Raw genomic sequence first — 14,079 nt, 5'->3', positions numbered from 1 at the left:
GCTGCACTGCGCACCCCATCGCGCTGCGAGAGCGCCGCGCGGGGTGCCGCAGAGACTCTGCTGGGTGTGTTTGTGGCGCTATTGTATCGCCCGCGCCACGACTCGCTCGAGCGAACGGCGGGGTGACGTGCGGATGAGCTACTTGCGGCGGAGCAGGGCCACGAGACCGGCGCCCACCGCGCCGAGAGCCGCGCCAATGCCCAGCGTGGTGCCCGTGGACGGACCGCTCTTCATCTCGTTGCGCACACGAATAATCGCCGGTGCGGGGACGTCCACGTCCTCGGCGTTGACGAGAGACTCCTCCGTCGTCGCCGTCCAGGCTGAGACATAGAGCACCACGCGCCAGACGAGGTACATGACAACCATGAGGACAATGACGGGGCCGAAGACGGCGCCCGCCGGGTTGCCTGCAGCAGAGGACATGATGACGGTGGACAGCTGCTTGAGGACCTCAAAGGCCACGGCGCCGATAAGGGCACCCATGAGGCCGGACTTCTTCGGCACCTTAGTGCGCGGCAGGATGACAATGAGCCACCCGAACACGAGGAAGTTCGCAATGAGACCGACCACTAGGCCGACGAGGAAGATCACGATATTCATGCCGGGGAAAGATTCAATGCCCACCCAGTCGAAAACCTTCTGCGTGAGTCCAGACGAACCGGCTGCGGTAACGCCGAAGGCGATGACGAGCGCGACGAGCAAACCGATGAGGCCGAGCAAGTCGCTAAGCTTCTTTTGAATGAAGGTGCCGCCTTCATTCGCGTCGATCTTCCACATCGCGGAGATACCAACGCGCAGGTTGTTCATCCATCCCAAGCCGGACCACAGGGTGGTCAGACCACCGATGCCGAACATGGCGCCGCGCTGATCGACGGCGGTTTCAAGAACCTCGTTGAGTGTCGAGCCTAAATCACCCGAGACAGACTCGGTGATGCGGTCCTGCAATTGCTGAAAAAGATCGGGGCGCGATGCCAAGACCGTTGCCGCACCCGCGGTAAGCAGCATGAGCAACGGGAAGATAGCGAGCACCGAGTAGTACGTGGTGGCTGCGGCGAACTGGTTGCCGCCCTCAGACCCGTACCGATCGAGCGTGCGCATGATGTGGTCGACGAAGGGCGAACGCTCACGCACTTTGTCGACGGCACCTGGCTCGTCATCATATGCGCGTTCAATGCCGTACACGTCGGTGCGTGCCTCGTCGTTCTTCGTAGACGGAGATGACGCTGCTGTCATGCGGACGAGAGTCCTTTCTTAGAAAGAAATAAGTTACTCGTCCTAGAATATCGTGGTCCTAGCCACGGCGGGGGCGGAGGAAGCCAACCTTGTCATAAACGTTATCGAGCAGGGGCTGCGCGATCTCCTGCGCGCGCTCCGCGCCGCGGGCAAGGATGGACTCGAGCTCGCCGCGGTCCGTCATGAGTTCCTCATAGCGTGCCTTGAGCGGCGTGGTGAACGCTTGGAGGGCATCGGCAGTGTCGACCTTGAGGTGACCATAGCCCTGACCTGCGTACTTCTCGACCAGGGCATCCACGGATTCGCCGGTAAGCGCGGACTGGATGATAAGGAGGTTGGACACGCCCGGCTGGGTCTCACGGTCGAAGGCGACAGAACCCAGATCATCCGTGACGGCGGACTTGATGCGCTTGGCCGAGGTCTTCGGATCGTCGAGCAAGTTGATGATGCCCTTCGGGTTCGAACCCGACTTCGACATCTTAGAGGTCGGATCTTGAAGGTCGTAGATTTTCGCGGAGCCCTCCGGGATGAACGGCTCGGGCACGCGGAAGGTCTCGCCATACTTGGCGTTGAAGCGCTCGGCCAAGTTGCGCGTGAGCTCGAGGTGCTGGCGCTGGTCCTCCCCCACCGGCACGAAGTCCGGCGAGTACAGCAGGATGTCCGCCGCCATGAGCATGGGGTAGGTAAACAGGCCCACGGAGGTGCGGTCCGAGCCTTGCTTGGCGGACTTGTCCTTGAACTGCGTCATGCGTGAGGCCTCGCCAAAACCGGTGAGGCACTGCAGGACCCAGGTGAGCTCCGTGTGCTGCGGAACGTGGGACTGCACGAAGAGCGTGGACTTCTCCGGATCGATGCCCAGGGCGATGAGCTGGGCGGCACCGGCGATGGTGCGCTGGCGCAGCGCCTCGGGATCCTGCTCCACCGTGATGGCGTGCAGGTCCGGGATGAAGTAAAAGGCCTCGAAGGAATCCTGCAAGTCAATCCACTGCTTGAGGGCTCCCAGGTAATTACCCAAATGGTAGGAATCCGCCGTGGGCTGGATACCGGAGAGGACGCGGTGCGTCGCGGCGTCGGTGCTCCCCGCGGTTGCTGCAGAATTCTGTTCAGTCATAGTCATTCAGTGTAGTGCGCGGCCTCCTGCGTGCAAGGCCCAGGGTTAGCCTCGCGCTACACGGCCATTCTTCATGTCAACACCCACCGGCGTGCGCAACTCCCCCACAGAGCGAAAGCCGCCCCTCCCGAAACGGGAAGGGCGGTTCAGCGTCGTGAACGCGAGAACTAGATCTTGCGCTTGGTCGGGCTGTGGGTATCCAGCGCGTTAGAGAAACCAGCGACCATGAGTGCGCCGCCTACGCCCATGAGGACCATCGGTGCCAGGGACAGGAAGGACGGGCCTTCGACGCTAAACCACCAGATGGCGGCGGCCAAGATAACAGCGCCGAGGATGAATTCAATTGCTGCGCGTGCCATGCAGTTGCTCCAAGTTCTCGCGAGGAAAGAATGATATAGACGTCACAGAGTTTAACACCCGGCACACGCTTCAATCCATTAATGCCCGCTTTCGGCCGCTCGCGCGGGGGTAGCCTTAGCGGTACTCCACCACAAGCGGCGAGTGATCGGACCAGCGTTCCTCGACGCTCGGGGCCTTGTCGACCCAGGTGCGCACGGCGCGGTCGAGCATCGCACGGGTCGCGGCTTGATAATCGATGCGCCACCCTGCGTCGTTATTGAAGGCCTGACCACGGTAGGTCCACCACGTGTACGGGCCTTCCAGCTCCGGCTGGAGGCGACGCGCGGCGTCAAACCACACCGGCTCATGGCCGGCCGCGCGAGCCGCCCAATCCGTCTTCGTCGCGTACTCCACCACGCCGTGGTACTCGCCCAGGCGCGCCTTGACCTGCGGCTCAGAATCCGGGAATGCGCCAAAGACGAAGTCCATGAAGGCGCGCTCCTCCGGCAGGTGGCCAGCCTTCTTCTCGTTCGCCTTGTTGTTCTTCAGGTCCTGCGCGCGGTGGCAGATATTCCAGTCCCCGCCGATGACCATCTGTGGAAACTCGTTGGCACGCTCCTCGAGCACATCCGCGAACTCGTCCAGGAAGCGGTACTTCTCATCCAGCTTGGGCGAGTCCGTGTCGCCGCTGGGCAGGTAGAGGGAGGCGACGCGCTCGCCGTTGGCGACGGTGGCCTCGATGTAGCGACCGGAAGATGCAAAGGAACCGAAACCCACAGAGACATCGGAAAGCTCCGTGCGGGAGAGGATGCCCACGCCAGCGCGGCCCTTGGCATCCGACTCAGCCTGAACCAGGTGCCAGCCCGCCTCGAGCGACGGCGCCAGGGCCTTCTCCGTCTCCTTGGGGTTCGCGCGCACTTCCTGCATGAGCACAACGTCCGCCGGGGTCTGGGCCAACCAGGCGTTCATGCCCGGGTTGAGTTCGTTGCGCTGCTTGCAAGCGGCGCGGATGCCATTGACGTTGACGGAAGCGATGGTAAAAGTCATGCCGCCTACTCTAGCGGGCGGACGAGCGGGCCAAGCGCGCGGCCACGACGCAGAGGACGACGGCGGCGGCTGAGAGCGCGGCGCCAGCAAGCGCCGGCGAGCCGAAGCCCAAGCCCGCGCCGACAACCACACCGAGCGCGTAGGCCGAAATGATGGCCGAGGCGGTGTCCTCACTCACCCCGAAGTCCGCCGCGATGAGTGGCAGCAAGCCCATGGAGGTAAATTCCGTGGTACCGAGCGCGAAGGCGCCGAGTGCCATGGCGAGCATGGCGATGGTACGGCGACGCCGCCCCATCTCCGTCTGGCGGGAATGGGGCGGCGGTGGAGCCGGCGGCGGGGCGCCCGGCCGGTGGGCTGGGATTCTTCGACTATCCGCGTGGTGTCCTTGTATATGGTGTCCTTGCGTACAGTGCGAGTGAGTGCGTTTTAGCTTTGCTCGACGATCTTGACCTTGGGCGCAAACGCCTCCGGGTCGCGACGCATGATGCGGCGCTTATCCCACATCGTGACGAACCACAGGGAAACGCCCACGAGGGCAAGCGCGGCACCGGCCAGCGCCGTCGAGTTGTAGGAGAAACCGGCGCCCACGACAATGCCGCCGATGGCGGCGCCCATCGCGTTCGCGATGTTAAGGGCCGACTGGTTGAGCGCGGAGGCGAGCGCCTGGGCATCACCGGCGACCTCCATGAGGCGCAGCTGCAGCGAGGGCACGAGGACGGAGCCGAAGAAAGCGAGGACGCCGAAGACGAGGGCTCCGGTCCATGCATTGTGCGCGGCGAAGTAGAAGGCGACGGCCAGGCCCAGCATGCACGTGAGCGCGATGAGGATGGCGCCGTCCATGTTGCGGTCTGCCATGGCACCGCCGGCGCCATTGCCCAGCGTCATGCCAATGCCGTAGGCCATGAGCACAGCCCACGTCCACTTCGCGTCCATGCCAGCGACCTCCGTCATGGTCCACGTGATGTAAGTGTAGATGGAGAACATGACCGCGAAACCGGCGATGCCCATGAAGACCGTGAGCCACACCTGGGAGTTCTTCAACGCGCCCATCTCCGTGGCCAGGGAGGTCTGTTGCATCTTCGTCATGTGTGGCATGAGGAAGTAGAGCAGGACCATCGTCGCGAGCGCAATGATGACCACCAGGAGGTACGCCGCGTGCCACGTCATGGCCTGGCCGAGCGCCTGTGCGGCCGGCACACCCACGACGGTGGCGACAGCCAGGCCCATGCCCACAAACGCCATGGCCTTACCGCGGTCGCCCGCCGGGGACATGGAGGCCGCGGACAGGTTGGCCACGGAGAAATACGCGCCATGCGGCAGGCCAGCAACAAAGCGGGCGATGACGAGCACCGCAAAGTTGGGCGCCAACGCCGTAAAGAGGTTGCCCACGAGCAGGAACGCGATGAGCAGCAGGATCAGGCGGCGGCGCGGGAGCTTGCCTGTCACCGCGGAGATCACCGGCGCGCCCACCACGACACCGAGCGCGTAGATAGAGATAAGAATCGACGCGGAGTCCTCAGACATCCCGAAATCGTGCGCGATAAGCGGCAGCAAGCCCATGGACACGAACTCGGTCGTGCCGATAGCGAATGCGCCCAGCGCCATGGCAAGCATGACGAGGGTGCGGCGCGTCGAGGAAATCTCGGTCTGGCGCGGCACGCGCGGGGCGTTGGGGTCGCGGGGATGCTTACGCTGGTCAGTCTTTGCGGAGGAGTCAGTCACGAGCAAGGACGTTAGCTAATTATGAGTGCTCTTCGTAAGTTGGAAGCGACATTCACGACGAATCAGACATGACTCACCACGTGTGACATGGTGCACTCACCGCCCGCCCGATATCCCCGGTAGGCTGCGCCTTTCTTTCCCACAGGCCGTAGGTGGTAGCGTAGGCTCACCTAAACAACGCAAGCCTTACTTACCATGAAGGATGTCTCTGATTATGGCTCACGCACGTTCCTCCGCTCGCACGTTCTCACGTCTCGGTGCGCGCCCGCTTACCGCAACGCTCGCTGGGCTCACGTGTCTCTCGCTCGCGCTCACCGGATGCTCGTCCACGGATTCCGCCACCACTGGCGGCTCTGACTCCCAATCCGCGCCCAACGCACAGTCCTCCTCTGACTCCGCCGCGGCGTTCCCCGTCACCGTCCAGCACGCCTTCGGCGAGACCACCATCGAGGCCGCCCCGCAGCGCGTCGCCACCGTAGGCTGGGGCAACCACGAAGTACCGCTGGCCCTCGGCATCGCCCCCGTGGGCATGTCGAAGGTGACGTGGGGCGACGACGATGGCAATGGCATCCTGCCCTGGGTCGAAGACAAGCTAACCGAGCTCGGCTCGGAGACCCCTGTTCTCTTCGATGAGACGGACGGCATTCCCTACGAGCAGGTCGCGGAAACCAAGCCGGACGTCATCCTCGCCTCCTACTCGGGACTCACGCAGGAGGATTACGACACGTTGTCCAAGATCGCACCCGTCGTCGCCTACCCCACCCAGCCGTGGACCACCTCGATGGAGGACATGGTCACTATGAATGCGAAGGCCCTGGGCAAGGAGGACGAGGGCAAAGAGCTGCTCGCTGCCCTCGATAAAGAGGTCTCTTCGACCTTGGACTCTTACCCCGATCTCAAGGACAAGAAGGTGCTGTTTACCTCCTTCGGCGGCGCCTCCGATCCGTCCAAGGTGGGCTTTTACACCACCGAGGATCCCCGCATGGGCTTCCTCGCCAACCACGGCCTCGCCGTGCCGCAGGTGGTCAAGGACAACACCGAGGGCGCCGACTCCTTCTGGGTCGAGGTCTCCGCGGAGCAGCCAGAGCTCTTCGAGGACGTCGATCTCTTCGTCTCCTACTCCCAGGGCAGCGCGGAGGCCGACGCCCAGGCGCTCAAGGACATGCAAAAAGACCCGCTGCTGTCCAAGATCCCCGCCATCAAGAATGGCCACGTCGCCTGGCTGCCGGAGGGACCGCTGGGTGCCGCATCCAACGAGTCGCCGCTGTCCATTCCGGCCACCATCGACGACTACTTCTCACTCCTCAACGACGCCGCCCAGTAACCAGCACAGTAACCCGCCGTGACGCACCAGATGCCCCGTCTTCCCGAGACCACCGAATCCCCGAACCGCCCGCGTCCCCGCCCAAGCACCGATTCAGGCCCGGACTCAGGCACCCGCACGCACGCCCGCCGCGCCAGCCTTGTCCTCGCCGGCACGCTCCTCGCGCTCGTACTCGCCGTCGTTGCGTCTGTCATGTTTGGCGTCCGCGTCATCGGCGTGACCGACGCCCTCGCCGCGTTGCAGGGACACGCTGACACTGCGGCGCAGGCGGCAGCCTATGTCCGCGTGCCGCGCACGATCCTTGCCGTCCTCGTTGGCGCAAGCCTCGCCGTCGCGGGCACGGTCTTTCAAGGCGTCACCCGCAATCCGCTCGCCGATCCCGGCATCTTCGGGGTGCTCGCTGGGGCATCGCTCGCCGTCGTCACTGGCATCACGTTCTTCGGGCTCGCCCGCCCATTCAGCACCATGGCCGTGGCCATCGTCGGTTCCTTCTTGGCCGCGACCTTCGTCTACGCGGTGGGATCGCTCGGCCGCGGCGGAGCGACGCCGCTCAAGCTGGCGCTCGCGGGCGCGGCCACTGCGGCGGCCATCTCCAGCCTCGTCTCTGCCATCGTGCTCCCCCGCGCCGACGTCATGGATACCTTCCGCTTCTGGCAGATCGGCTCCGTGGGCGGCGCGCAATGGCCACACCTCGCCGCCGCGGCCCCGCTGTTACTCCTCGGCGCCGGCATCGCCGCCTACTGCGCGCACGGGCTCAACGCCCTAGCGCTGGGCGATAGTCTCGCCAGCGGTCTGGGATTCCATGCCGCCCGCACGCGGCTTCTCGCGACCATCGGCGCGGTTATCCTCTGCGGCTGTGCAACGGCGCTTGCCGGCCCCATCGCCTTCATCGGGCTCATCGTCCCGCACCTCATGCGTGTGCTCGTCGGCACCGATCACCGCGTCCTCCTGCCAGCGTGCGCGCTCGGCGGTGCGGTCGTCCTCACCGTCGCGGACACGGTGGGCCGGCTTATCGCCCGGCCCGAAGAACTCGCCGTAGGCATCCTCACGCCTTTCCTCGGCGCCCCTCTGTTTATCTGGATAATCCGCCGCACGAAGATACGAGAACTCGCATGACCGCCACGACCACCACGCCCGCGCCCCGCACGCAGCACGAACTCGCCCGCGACATCCGCGCCGCCCGCCGTAATCGTGCACGCTCGCACGCTCTGCGCACCACTGTCCTGGTCCTCCTCGTCGGCGGCCTATGGCTCGCCAGCCTCGTCTTCGGGGAGGTGACCTACTCGCTCGGCGACATCGCCCGCGTCATCGCCGGGCAGACCGTCCCCGGCGCGTCCTTTAGCGTCGGCGAGCTGCGCCTGCCGCGCGCCACCGTCGCCGTCGCCGTGGGCCTCGCGTTTGGCATCGCAGGAACCACCTTCCAAACCATGCTGCGCAATCAGCTTGCCTCGCCTGACATCATCGGCATCTCCTCGGCGGCCTCCGCCGCGGGCGTCACGGGCATCGTCGCCTTCCATTGGTCACAGACCGCCGTCTCGGCCTTGTCGCTCGCCGCCTCACTCGTCGTCGCCGCGGTGATCTACCTGCTCAGCCTCAAGTCAGGTTTCTCCGGTACCCGGCTCATTCTCATCGGAATTGGCATCTCCGCCATCCTCAATTCCTGGGTGACGTACCAGCTCTCCCGCGCCGCGGCATGGGACCTCGGAACCGCCACCCGCTGGATCACCGGCTCTCTCAACACGATGAGCTGGGAGCGCGGCGCCCCGCTGCTTCTCACCGTCGCGCTCTGCGTACCGCTTATGACAATCGGCCGCCACCAACTCGCGGTACTCCGGCTTGGCGATGCCCTCGCCACCGGCCTCGGCCTGCGCCTGGGCGTCGTGCGGGTCGCACTCATCGCCGGCGCCGTCACGCTGATCGCCGTGGGCACCGCCACTGCTGGCCCCGTCGCCTTCGTGGCCTTTATGTCCGGACCCATCGCCACTCGGCTCTACCCGGGAGGGCTCACCTCTCCGCTGCCCGCCGGTCTCATCGGCGCTGTCCTCGTCCTCGCCTCCGATCTCGCGGGGCAATTCGCCTTGGGTACCCGCTACCCCGTGGGCGTCATTACCGGCGCCCTCGGCGCGCCTTTCCTCATCTATCTGCTCACCCGCGCCCGCCGGTAACAACACAACGCAACGCCCGATAAACCCACCTACAAAGAAAAGAGCTTCCATGCACTCCGAACTCCGCGCGGATTCGCTCACCGTCGGCTACGGCGGCACGCCCATCCTGGACGATCTCAGTCTCACCGTCACGCCGGGCCGCATCACCTCCATCATCGGACCCAACGGTTGCGGTAAGTCGACGCTGCTCCACACGCTCTCGCGTCTGCTCAAGCCCGCGGGCGGTTCAGTCCTCCTCGACGGCCGCGACATCTCGTCGGTTCCCACCAAGGAACTTGCGCGCACCCTGGGGCTCTTGCCGCAATCCCCCACCGCGCCCGAAGGCATCACCGTCGCCGAACTCGTCGGCCGCGGCCGCTCGCCGCACCAGAATTTCCTCGGCCAGTGGTCGCAGGCGGATTACGACATCGTCGCCCAGTCCCTCGCGGCCACCGGTCTCACAGAACTTACCGAGCGCAGCGTCGACGAACTCTCCGGCGGCCAACGCCAGCGCGTGTGGATCGCCATGGCGCTCGCACAGCGCACCGACGTGCTGTTCCTCGACGAGCCCACGACATACCTCGACGTCAAGCATCAACTCGACGTCCTCGATCTCCTCGTCGACCTCAACGAGGAACGCGGGACCACCATCGTCATGGTCCTCCACGATCTCAACCTCGCCGCGCGCTATTCGGACGAGCTCATCGCCGTCTCCCACGGCAGAGTCCTCGCCCACGGCACTCCTGCAGACGTCGTCACCGAAGACACCGTCCGCGCGGTCTTCGGCATCGACTCCACCATCGTGCGCGATCCCGTCTCCGGCGCACCCGCAGTCATGCCCATCGGCCGCCATCGCGTCTCCACCCCATCCACCACCCACTAATCAACTCGCCTAGTAGAAAGGAAGCTATGCCTTTCCTCGCCTTCCGCGCCCACGTGGTCTCCACTCAGCGCATTTCCCCGTCGTTCCAGCGCATCCGCCTGGGTGGCTTGGAAGACATGGGCCCCGCCGGCCCCACCCGCGACCTGCGCATTAAGCTCATTTTCCCTGGATCTCAAGGACTGCCTGCGCTTCCCGAGGGCGATGCCAATTGGTTCGACCACTGGCACAGTCTCGATCCCGCCGCGCGCGGCCCCATGCGCACCTACTCCGTGCGCAACCATGTGGGCAGTGAGATTGACGTGGACTTCGTCCTGCACACCGCCCCTGGCGCGACGGGCCCCGCCTGCGCGTGGGCTCAGGCCGCGCGCCCCGGCGATGAAATCCTCGTCATCGCGCCGCCGCTTTCCGATGCCTCCGGTGACGGCATCGAGTTCTCTCCAGGTTCCGCCTCCCAGATTCATCTCTTCGGCGACGAGACGGCCCTACCCGCCATCGCGCGCATCATCGATGAATGGCCGTCAACTCCTGTGGGACTCACCGGCACTGCCCACATTGAGGTCCCCTACGCCCAGGACCAGCAGATCCTCGCCGCGCCCAACGGCGTGGACGTGCGCTACTACGCGCGCGGCACCCGCCCGCACGGCGAGGCACTCCTCACCGCCGCCGCGCAGCTGCTTAAAACCGAGGTTCCCGAGTACTCCCCCACCGGAATGAGTCCAGAGGAAACGGTGTGGGAAACCCCCGTTTTCTCGGCCTCCGGCGAACCCCTCGACGCCAGCTCCGATGCCCACACCGCCTCGCCTGCTCCTGACGCCTACTTCTGGATCGCCGGCGAGTCCACGCTGGTGACCACCATGCGTCGCATGCTCGTCAAGCAGGTTGGCGTCCCCCGCGAGCAAGTGTCCTTCATGGGCTACTGGAAGCGCGGCCGCGCCGAAAACTAATGACAGTCCCGCCCCGCTCAAACGGGGTTAACCGCGCTCACAAAACCCACCCAACGTGTCGCAGGCAAACCGTACAACAGGTATTCTTGAGCGTCGAAGATTTTTTCAACTTTATTTAGGAGAATCATGGCAAAGATCATCTGGACCCGCACGGACGAAGCTCCGCTGCTGGCTACCTACTCGTTCAAGCCCGTCGTTGAGGCCTTCGCCTCCACCGCTGGTATCGAGGTCGAGACCCGCGACATCTCCCTGGCCGGCCGCATCCTGGCACAGTTCCCGGAGACCCTCGGCGACCAGAAGGTCGATGACGCTCTGGCAGAGCTGGGCAAGCTCGCTAAGACGCCGGAAGCCAACATCATCAAGCTGCCGAACATCTCGGCGTCCCTGGTTCAGCTGAAGAAGGCCATCGCCGAGCTCCAGGCTGAGGGCTACAAGCTCCCGGATTACCCGGATAACCCGTCCACCGAGGAAGAGAAGGCCATCGCCGCCGCCTACGACTCTGTCAAGGGCTCCGCCGTCAACCCGGTTCTGCGCGAGGGCAACTCTGACCGACGCGCCCCCATCGCCGTGAAGAACTTCGCTAAGAAGAACCCGCACCGCATGGGCGCTTGGACCGCTGATTCCAAGACCAACGTTGCCACCATGGCTGACAACGACTTCCGCCACAACGAGAAGTCCGTCATCATGCCGGCCGCTGACACCCTGACCATCAAGCTGATCGGCTCCGCCGATCAGAACGAAACGATCCTCCTCGACGGCCTCAAGGTCCTCGAGGGCGAGGTCATCGACGGCACCTTCATGTCGGCCAAGGCCTTGGACGATTTCCTGCGAGACGCAGTCTCGCGGGCCAAGGAAGAGGGCGTCCTCTTCTCCGCTCACCTCAAGGCCACCATGATGAAGGTCTCTGACCCCATCCTCTTCGGCCACGTTGTCCGCGCCTTCTTCGCTGACGTCTTCGACAAGTACGGCGAGGAGCTCTTCGCCGCTGGCCTCAACGGCGAAAACGGCCTGGGCGCCATCTACGCGGGCCTCGAGAACCTCGAGAACGGTGCGGAGATCAAGGCTGCCTTCGACGCTGCCCTCGAAAACGGCCCGGACCTGGCCATGGTCAACTCTGACAAGGGCATCACCAACCTGCACGTTCCGTCTGACGTCATCATCGACGCCTCCATGCCGGCCATGATCCGCACCTCTGGCCACATGTGGAACAAGAACAACGAGGAGCAGGACACCCTGGCTGTCATCCCGGACTCCTCCTACGCTGGCGTTTACCAGGCCGTCATCGAGGACTGCAAGGCCAACGGCGCCTTCGACCCGACCACCATGGGTACCGTCCCGAACGTCGGTCTCATGGCGCAGAAGGCGGAGGAGTACGGCTCCCACAATAAGACCTTCAAGATTGCTGCTGACGGCAAGGTCCAGGTCGTCAACTCCGCTGGCGATGTGCTCATCGAGCACGACGTCGAGGCTGGCGACATCTGGCGCGCATGCCAGACCAAGGACGCCCCGATCCAGGACTGGGTCAAGCTGGCCGTCAACCGCGCTCGCCTGTCCGGCATGAAGGCCATCTTCTGGCTCGACCCGGAGCGCGGCCACGACCGCAACATCACTGAGCTGGTGAAGAAGTACCTGCAGGACCACGACACCGAGGGTCTCGACATCGAGATCATGGATCCGGTCTCCGCAACCAAGGCGTCCGTCGAGCGCATCCGCAAGGGCGAGGACACCATCTCCGTGACCGGTAACGTTCTGCGTGACTACAACACGGACCTCTTCCCCATCCTCGAGCTGGGTACCTCCGCGAAGATGCTCTCCGTCGTTCCGCTCATGGCTGGCGGCGGCCTCTTCGAGACCGGTGCAGGCGGATCCGCTCCGAAGCACGTCCAGCAGGTCGAGGAAGAAAACCACCTGCGTTGGGACTCCCTCGGCGAGTTCCTCGCCCTGGCCGAGTCCTTCCGCCACGAGCTCAACGCTCACGGCAACGAGAAGGCTGGCGTCCTCGCCGCCGCTCTCGACAAGGCTACGGAGACCCTGCTCGACGAGGGCAAGTCCCCGTCCCGCAAGGTCGGCGAGATCGACAACCGCGGCTCCCACTTCTTCCTCACCCTCAACTGGGCCAAGGAACTGGCTGCGCAGTCTGATGACGCTGAGCTCGCCGAGCACTTCGCTCCGATTGCCAAGGCTCTCGAAGACAAGGCTGATGAGATCGCTCAGGCCCTAATCGACAACCAGGGCCAGCCGGCTGACCTCGGCGGCTACTACGCTCCGGACGAGGACAAGCTCAACGCTGTCATGCGCCCGGTCGCTGCGTACAACGAGATCATCGACGCACTGAAGAAGTAGTCCTTCTTCTCCACAGACTCGGCCCCACCTCCCTCATTCCCGGGAGGTGGGGTCGTCCCCCGTTTTCTGAGCTTGCCGATGCCCCTTTGGGCCCCGCGCAGCACCGCGTCACCGTCGCGGCCCAAGGCCGCGAGCGGGCTTCGGTCATTCCCACACGGCTATTCCCACACGGCTGCGTCCGGATCGACACCCTGCGCTGCCGCAGCCGCATTGATCGCGGCCTGCAGCCACTCCGCTAACCCAGCCTGCCGCTCGTCGTAGTGAGCTCGAAAGCGCGGGTCAGCGGTGTATCCGCTCGCGATGAGAACGTGCTTCGCGGGGCTTACCGGGAAATGCTCGCACAGCAGCGTGCGGTGTTCCTCAACGAGCGCACGAGCTTCCTCGGACTCTGGCGTCGTGCCGGCCCCGCATGCCGCCGCCAAGCGGACCTCGAGTTCATCGGTGCGCGACTTGAGGTCTGCCCAGTCCTCCGCCGTGCGCTGCGCAGCGTTCTTCTGCGATATCGCCCAATCATCCGAGCCGCCGTAGCGCTCTTCTGCTTCCTCGTGGTGCTCGGCAAAGTGAGCGTCGCCCAGCACCGTGGCGATTTCGTCAACGCTGAGATTCGTATCCTTCATTTCTTCCTCCATGAGATAGTCGAGGGCATCAAGCATCTCGTCGAGCTTGTGCCGTTTGTCCATGAGCAATGCGCGTTGTCGAGCGAGGTGCTCGAGGGACGTTCCCTCAGCGTCGAGTACCCGCGCAATATCGGCGAGTGCCATGCCCGTCGCACGGTAGATCAGCACGCGCTGTGCCCGTGCGATGTCTGCGTCGGAATACACGCGGTAGTTCGCCCACGTACGAGCGCTCGGCACCACAAGTCCGCGTTCTTCCCAATAGTGCAGGGTGCGCACGGACACGCCGAGGACGGCTGCGGCATCGCTAACACCGCGGCCCTCGCCGTCAAACTTGTTGTCGTTGCTCATGAACCCATCACAGTCCCTTACGCT

General features: G+C 64.6%; 13 protein-coding genes. 6 read left to right on the top strand and 7 right to left on the bottom strand.

Translation table 11 applies throughout. The features are described from left to right. Positions 1 to 138: 138 nt before the first annotated feature. The 6 genes from HMPREF3227_RS05190 to HMPREF3227_RS05165 form a co-directional block, all read right to left on the bottom strand. A complete protein-coding gene (locus tag HMPREF3227_RS05190) occupies positions 139 to 1,233 on the bottom strand; it encodes a YhjD/YihY/BrkB family envelope integrity protein (RefSeq protein ID WP_066510863.1) in 1,095 nt (364 codons plus the stop codon). 58 nt (positions 1,234 to 1,291) lie between these two features. After that, entirely contained in the window at positions 1,292 to 2,344 is a 1,053-nt protein-coding gene (trpS, locus tag HMPREF3227_RS05185; RefSeq protein WP_066510860.1) for a tryptophan--tRNA ligase, read from the bottom strand. A gap of 167 nt (positions 2,345 to 2,511) precedes the next feature. Then, entirely contained in the window at positions 2,512 to 2,703 is a 192-nt protein-coding gene (locus tag HMPREF3227_RS05180) for a hypothetical protein (RefSeq protein ID WP_066485014.1), read from the bottom strand. A gap of 115 nt (positions 2,704 to 2,818) precedes the next feature. Continuing rightward, positions 2,819 to 3,730 (bottom strand): exodeoxyribonuclease III, encoded by a 912-nt coding sequence (locus HMPREF3227_RS05175; protein ID WP_066485011.1) that lies wholly within the window; start codon positions 3,728 to 3,730, stop codon positions 2,819 to 2,821. A gap of 10 nt (positions 3,731 to 3,740) precedes the next feature. Continuing rightward, positions 3,741 to 4,025 (bottom strand): hypothetical protein, encoded by a 285-nt coding sequence (locus tag HMPREF3227_RS05170; RefSeq protein ID WP_066510857.1) that lies wholly within the window; start codon positions 4,023 to 4,025, stop codon positions 3,741 to 3,743. Positions 4,026 to 4,156: 131 nt separating this feature from the next. Next, positions 4,157 to 5,344 carry an MFS transporter gene (locus HMPREF3227_RS05165; protein ID WP_082750273.1) on the bottom strand — a complete coding sequence of 396 codons (1,188 nt, stop codon included), beginning with the start codon at positions 5,342 to 5,344 and terminating at the stop codon, positions 4,157 to 4,159. 322 nt (positions 5,345 to 5,666) lie between these two features. Here HMPREF3227_RS05165 and HMPREF3227_RS05160 point away from each other — a divergent pair, with 322 nt between their 5' ends. The 6 genes from HMPREF3227_RS05160 (at position 5,667) to HMPREF3227_RS05135 (ending at position 13,090) form a co-directional block, all read left to right on the top strand. After that, a complete protein-coding gene (locus tag HMPREF3227_RS05160) occupies positions 5,667 to 6,776 on the top strand; it encodes an iron-siderophore ABC transporter substrate-binding protein (protein ID WP_066510851.1) in 1,110 nt (369 codons plus the stop codon). A gap of 18 nt (positions 6,777 to 6,794) precedes the next feature. Next, on the top strand, positions 6,795 to 7,892 hold the full coding sequence (locus HMPREF3227_RS05155) for a FecCD family ABC transporter permease (protein ID WP_231732323.1): 1,098 nt from the start codon (positions 6,795 to 6,797) through the stop codon (positions 7,890 to 7,892). Beyond that, positions 7,889 to 8,941, top strand: coding sequence for a FecCD family ABC transporter permease (locus HMPREF3227_RS05150; RefSeq protein WP_066510848.1), 1,053 nt, complete (start codon positions 7,889 to 7,891; stop codon positions 8,939 to 8,941). Before HMPREF3227_RS05155 ends, HMPREF3227_RS05150 begins: the two co-directional genes overlap by 4 nt. A 49-nt stretch (positions 8,942 to 8,990) precedes the next feature. Next, on the top strand, positions 8,991 to 9,803 hold the full coding sequence (locus HMPREF3227_RS05145) for an ABC transporter ATP-binding protein (protein WP_066510845.1): 813 nt from the start codon (positions 8,991 to 8,993) through the stop codon (positions 9,801 to 9,803). A 26-nt stretch (positions 9,804 to 9,829) separates the two neighbouring features. Further along, positions 9,830 to 10,747, top strand: coding sequence for a siderophore-interacting protein (locus HMPREF3227_RS05140; protein WP_066510840.1), 918 nt, complete (start codon positions 9,830 to 9,832; stop codon positions 10,745 to 10,747). Positions 10,748 to 10,873: 126 nt separating this feature from the next. Beyond that, positions 10,874 to 13,090 carry an NADP-dependent isocitrate dehydrogenase gene (locus tag HMPREF3227_RS05135; RefSeq protein WP_066484980.1) on the top strand — a complete coding sequence of 739 codons (2,217 nt, stop codon included), beginning with the start codon at positions 10,874 to 10,876 and terminating at the stop codon, positions 13,088 to 13,090. A 158-nt stretch (positions 13,091 to 13,248) separates the two neighbouring features. Here HMPREF3227_RS05135 and HMPREF3227_RS05130 read toward each other — a convergent pair whose 3' ends face one another. Next, positions 13,249 to 14,055: a MerR family transcriptional regulator gene (locus tag HMPREF3227_RS05130; protein WP_066484977.1), complete on the bottom strand. Its 807-nt coding sequence runs from the start codon at positions 14,053 to 14,055 to the stop codon at positions 13,249 to 13,251. Positions 14,056 to 14,079: the final 24 nt, after the last annotated feature.

It is taken from the genome of Corynebacterium sp. CMW7794 (assembly GCF_001563605.1).
Classification (GTDB): Bacteria; Actinomycetota; Actinomycetes; order Mycobacteriales; family Mycobacteriaceae; genus Corynebacterium; species Corynebacterium phoceense.
This window is presented reverse-complemented; position numbering and strand designations above follow the sequence as displayed.

Coding starts and splice junctions, on each gene's coding strand:
- HMPREF3227_RS05190 (WP_066510863.1), bottom strand. CDS start 1,233: ATGACAGCAGCGTCATCTCCGTCTACGAAGAACGACGAGGCACGCACC.
- trpS (WP_066510860.1), bottom strand. CDS start 2,344: ATGACTGAACAGAATTCTGCAGCAACCGCGGGGAGCACCGACGCCGCG.
- HMPREF3227_RS05180 (WP_066485014.1), bottom strand. CDS start 2,703: ATGGCACGCGCAGCAATTGAATTCATCCTCGGCGCTGTTATCTTGGCC.
- HMPREF3227_RS05175 (WP_066485011.1), bottom strand. CDS start 3,730: ATGACTTTTACCATCGCTTCCGTCAACGTCAATGGCATCCGCGCCGCT.
- HMPREF3227_RS05170 (WP_066510857.1), bottom strand. CDS start 4,025: ATGGGGCGGCGTCGCCGTACCATCGCCATGCTCGCCATGGCACTCGGC.
- HMPREF3227_RS05165 (WP_082750273.1), bottom strand. CDS start 5,344: ATGCTTGCCATGGCGCTGGGCGCATTCGCTATCGGCACGACCGAGTTC.
- HMPREF3227_RS05160 (WP_066510851.1), top strand. CDS start 5,667: ATGGCTCACGCACGTTCCTCCGCTCGCACGTTCTCACGTCTCGGTGCG.
- HMPREF3227_RS05150 (WP_066510848.1), top strand. CDS start 7,889: ATGACCGCCACGACCACCACGCCCGCGCCCCGCACGCAGCACGAACTC.
- HMPREF3227_RS05145 (WP_066510845.1), top strand. CDS start 8,991: ATGCACTCCGAACTCCGCGCGGATTCGCTCACCGTCGGCTACGGCGGC.
- HMPREF3227_RS05140 (WP_066510840.1), top strand. CDS start 9,830: ATGCCTTTCCTCGCCTTCCGCGCCCACGTGGTCTCCACTCAGCGCATT.
- HMPREF3227_RS05135 (WP_066484980.1), top strand. CDS start 10,874: ATGGCAAAGATCATCTGGACCCGCACGGACGAAGCTCCGCTGCTGGCT.
- HMPREF3227_RS05130 (WP_066484977.1), bottom strand. CDS start 14,055: ATGAGCAACGACAACAAGTTTGACGGCGAGGGCCGCGGTGTTAGCGAT.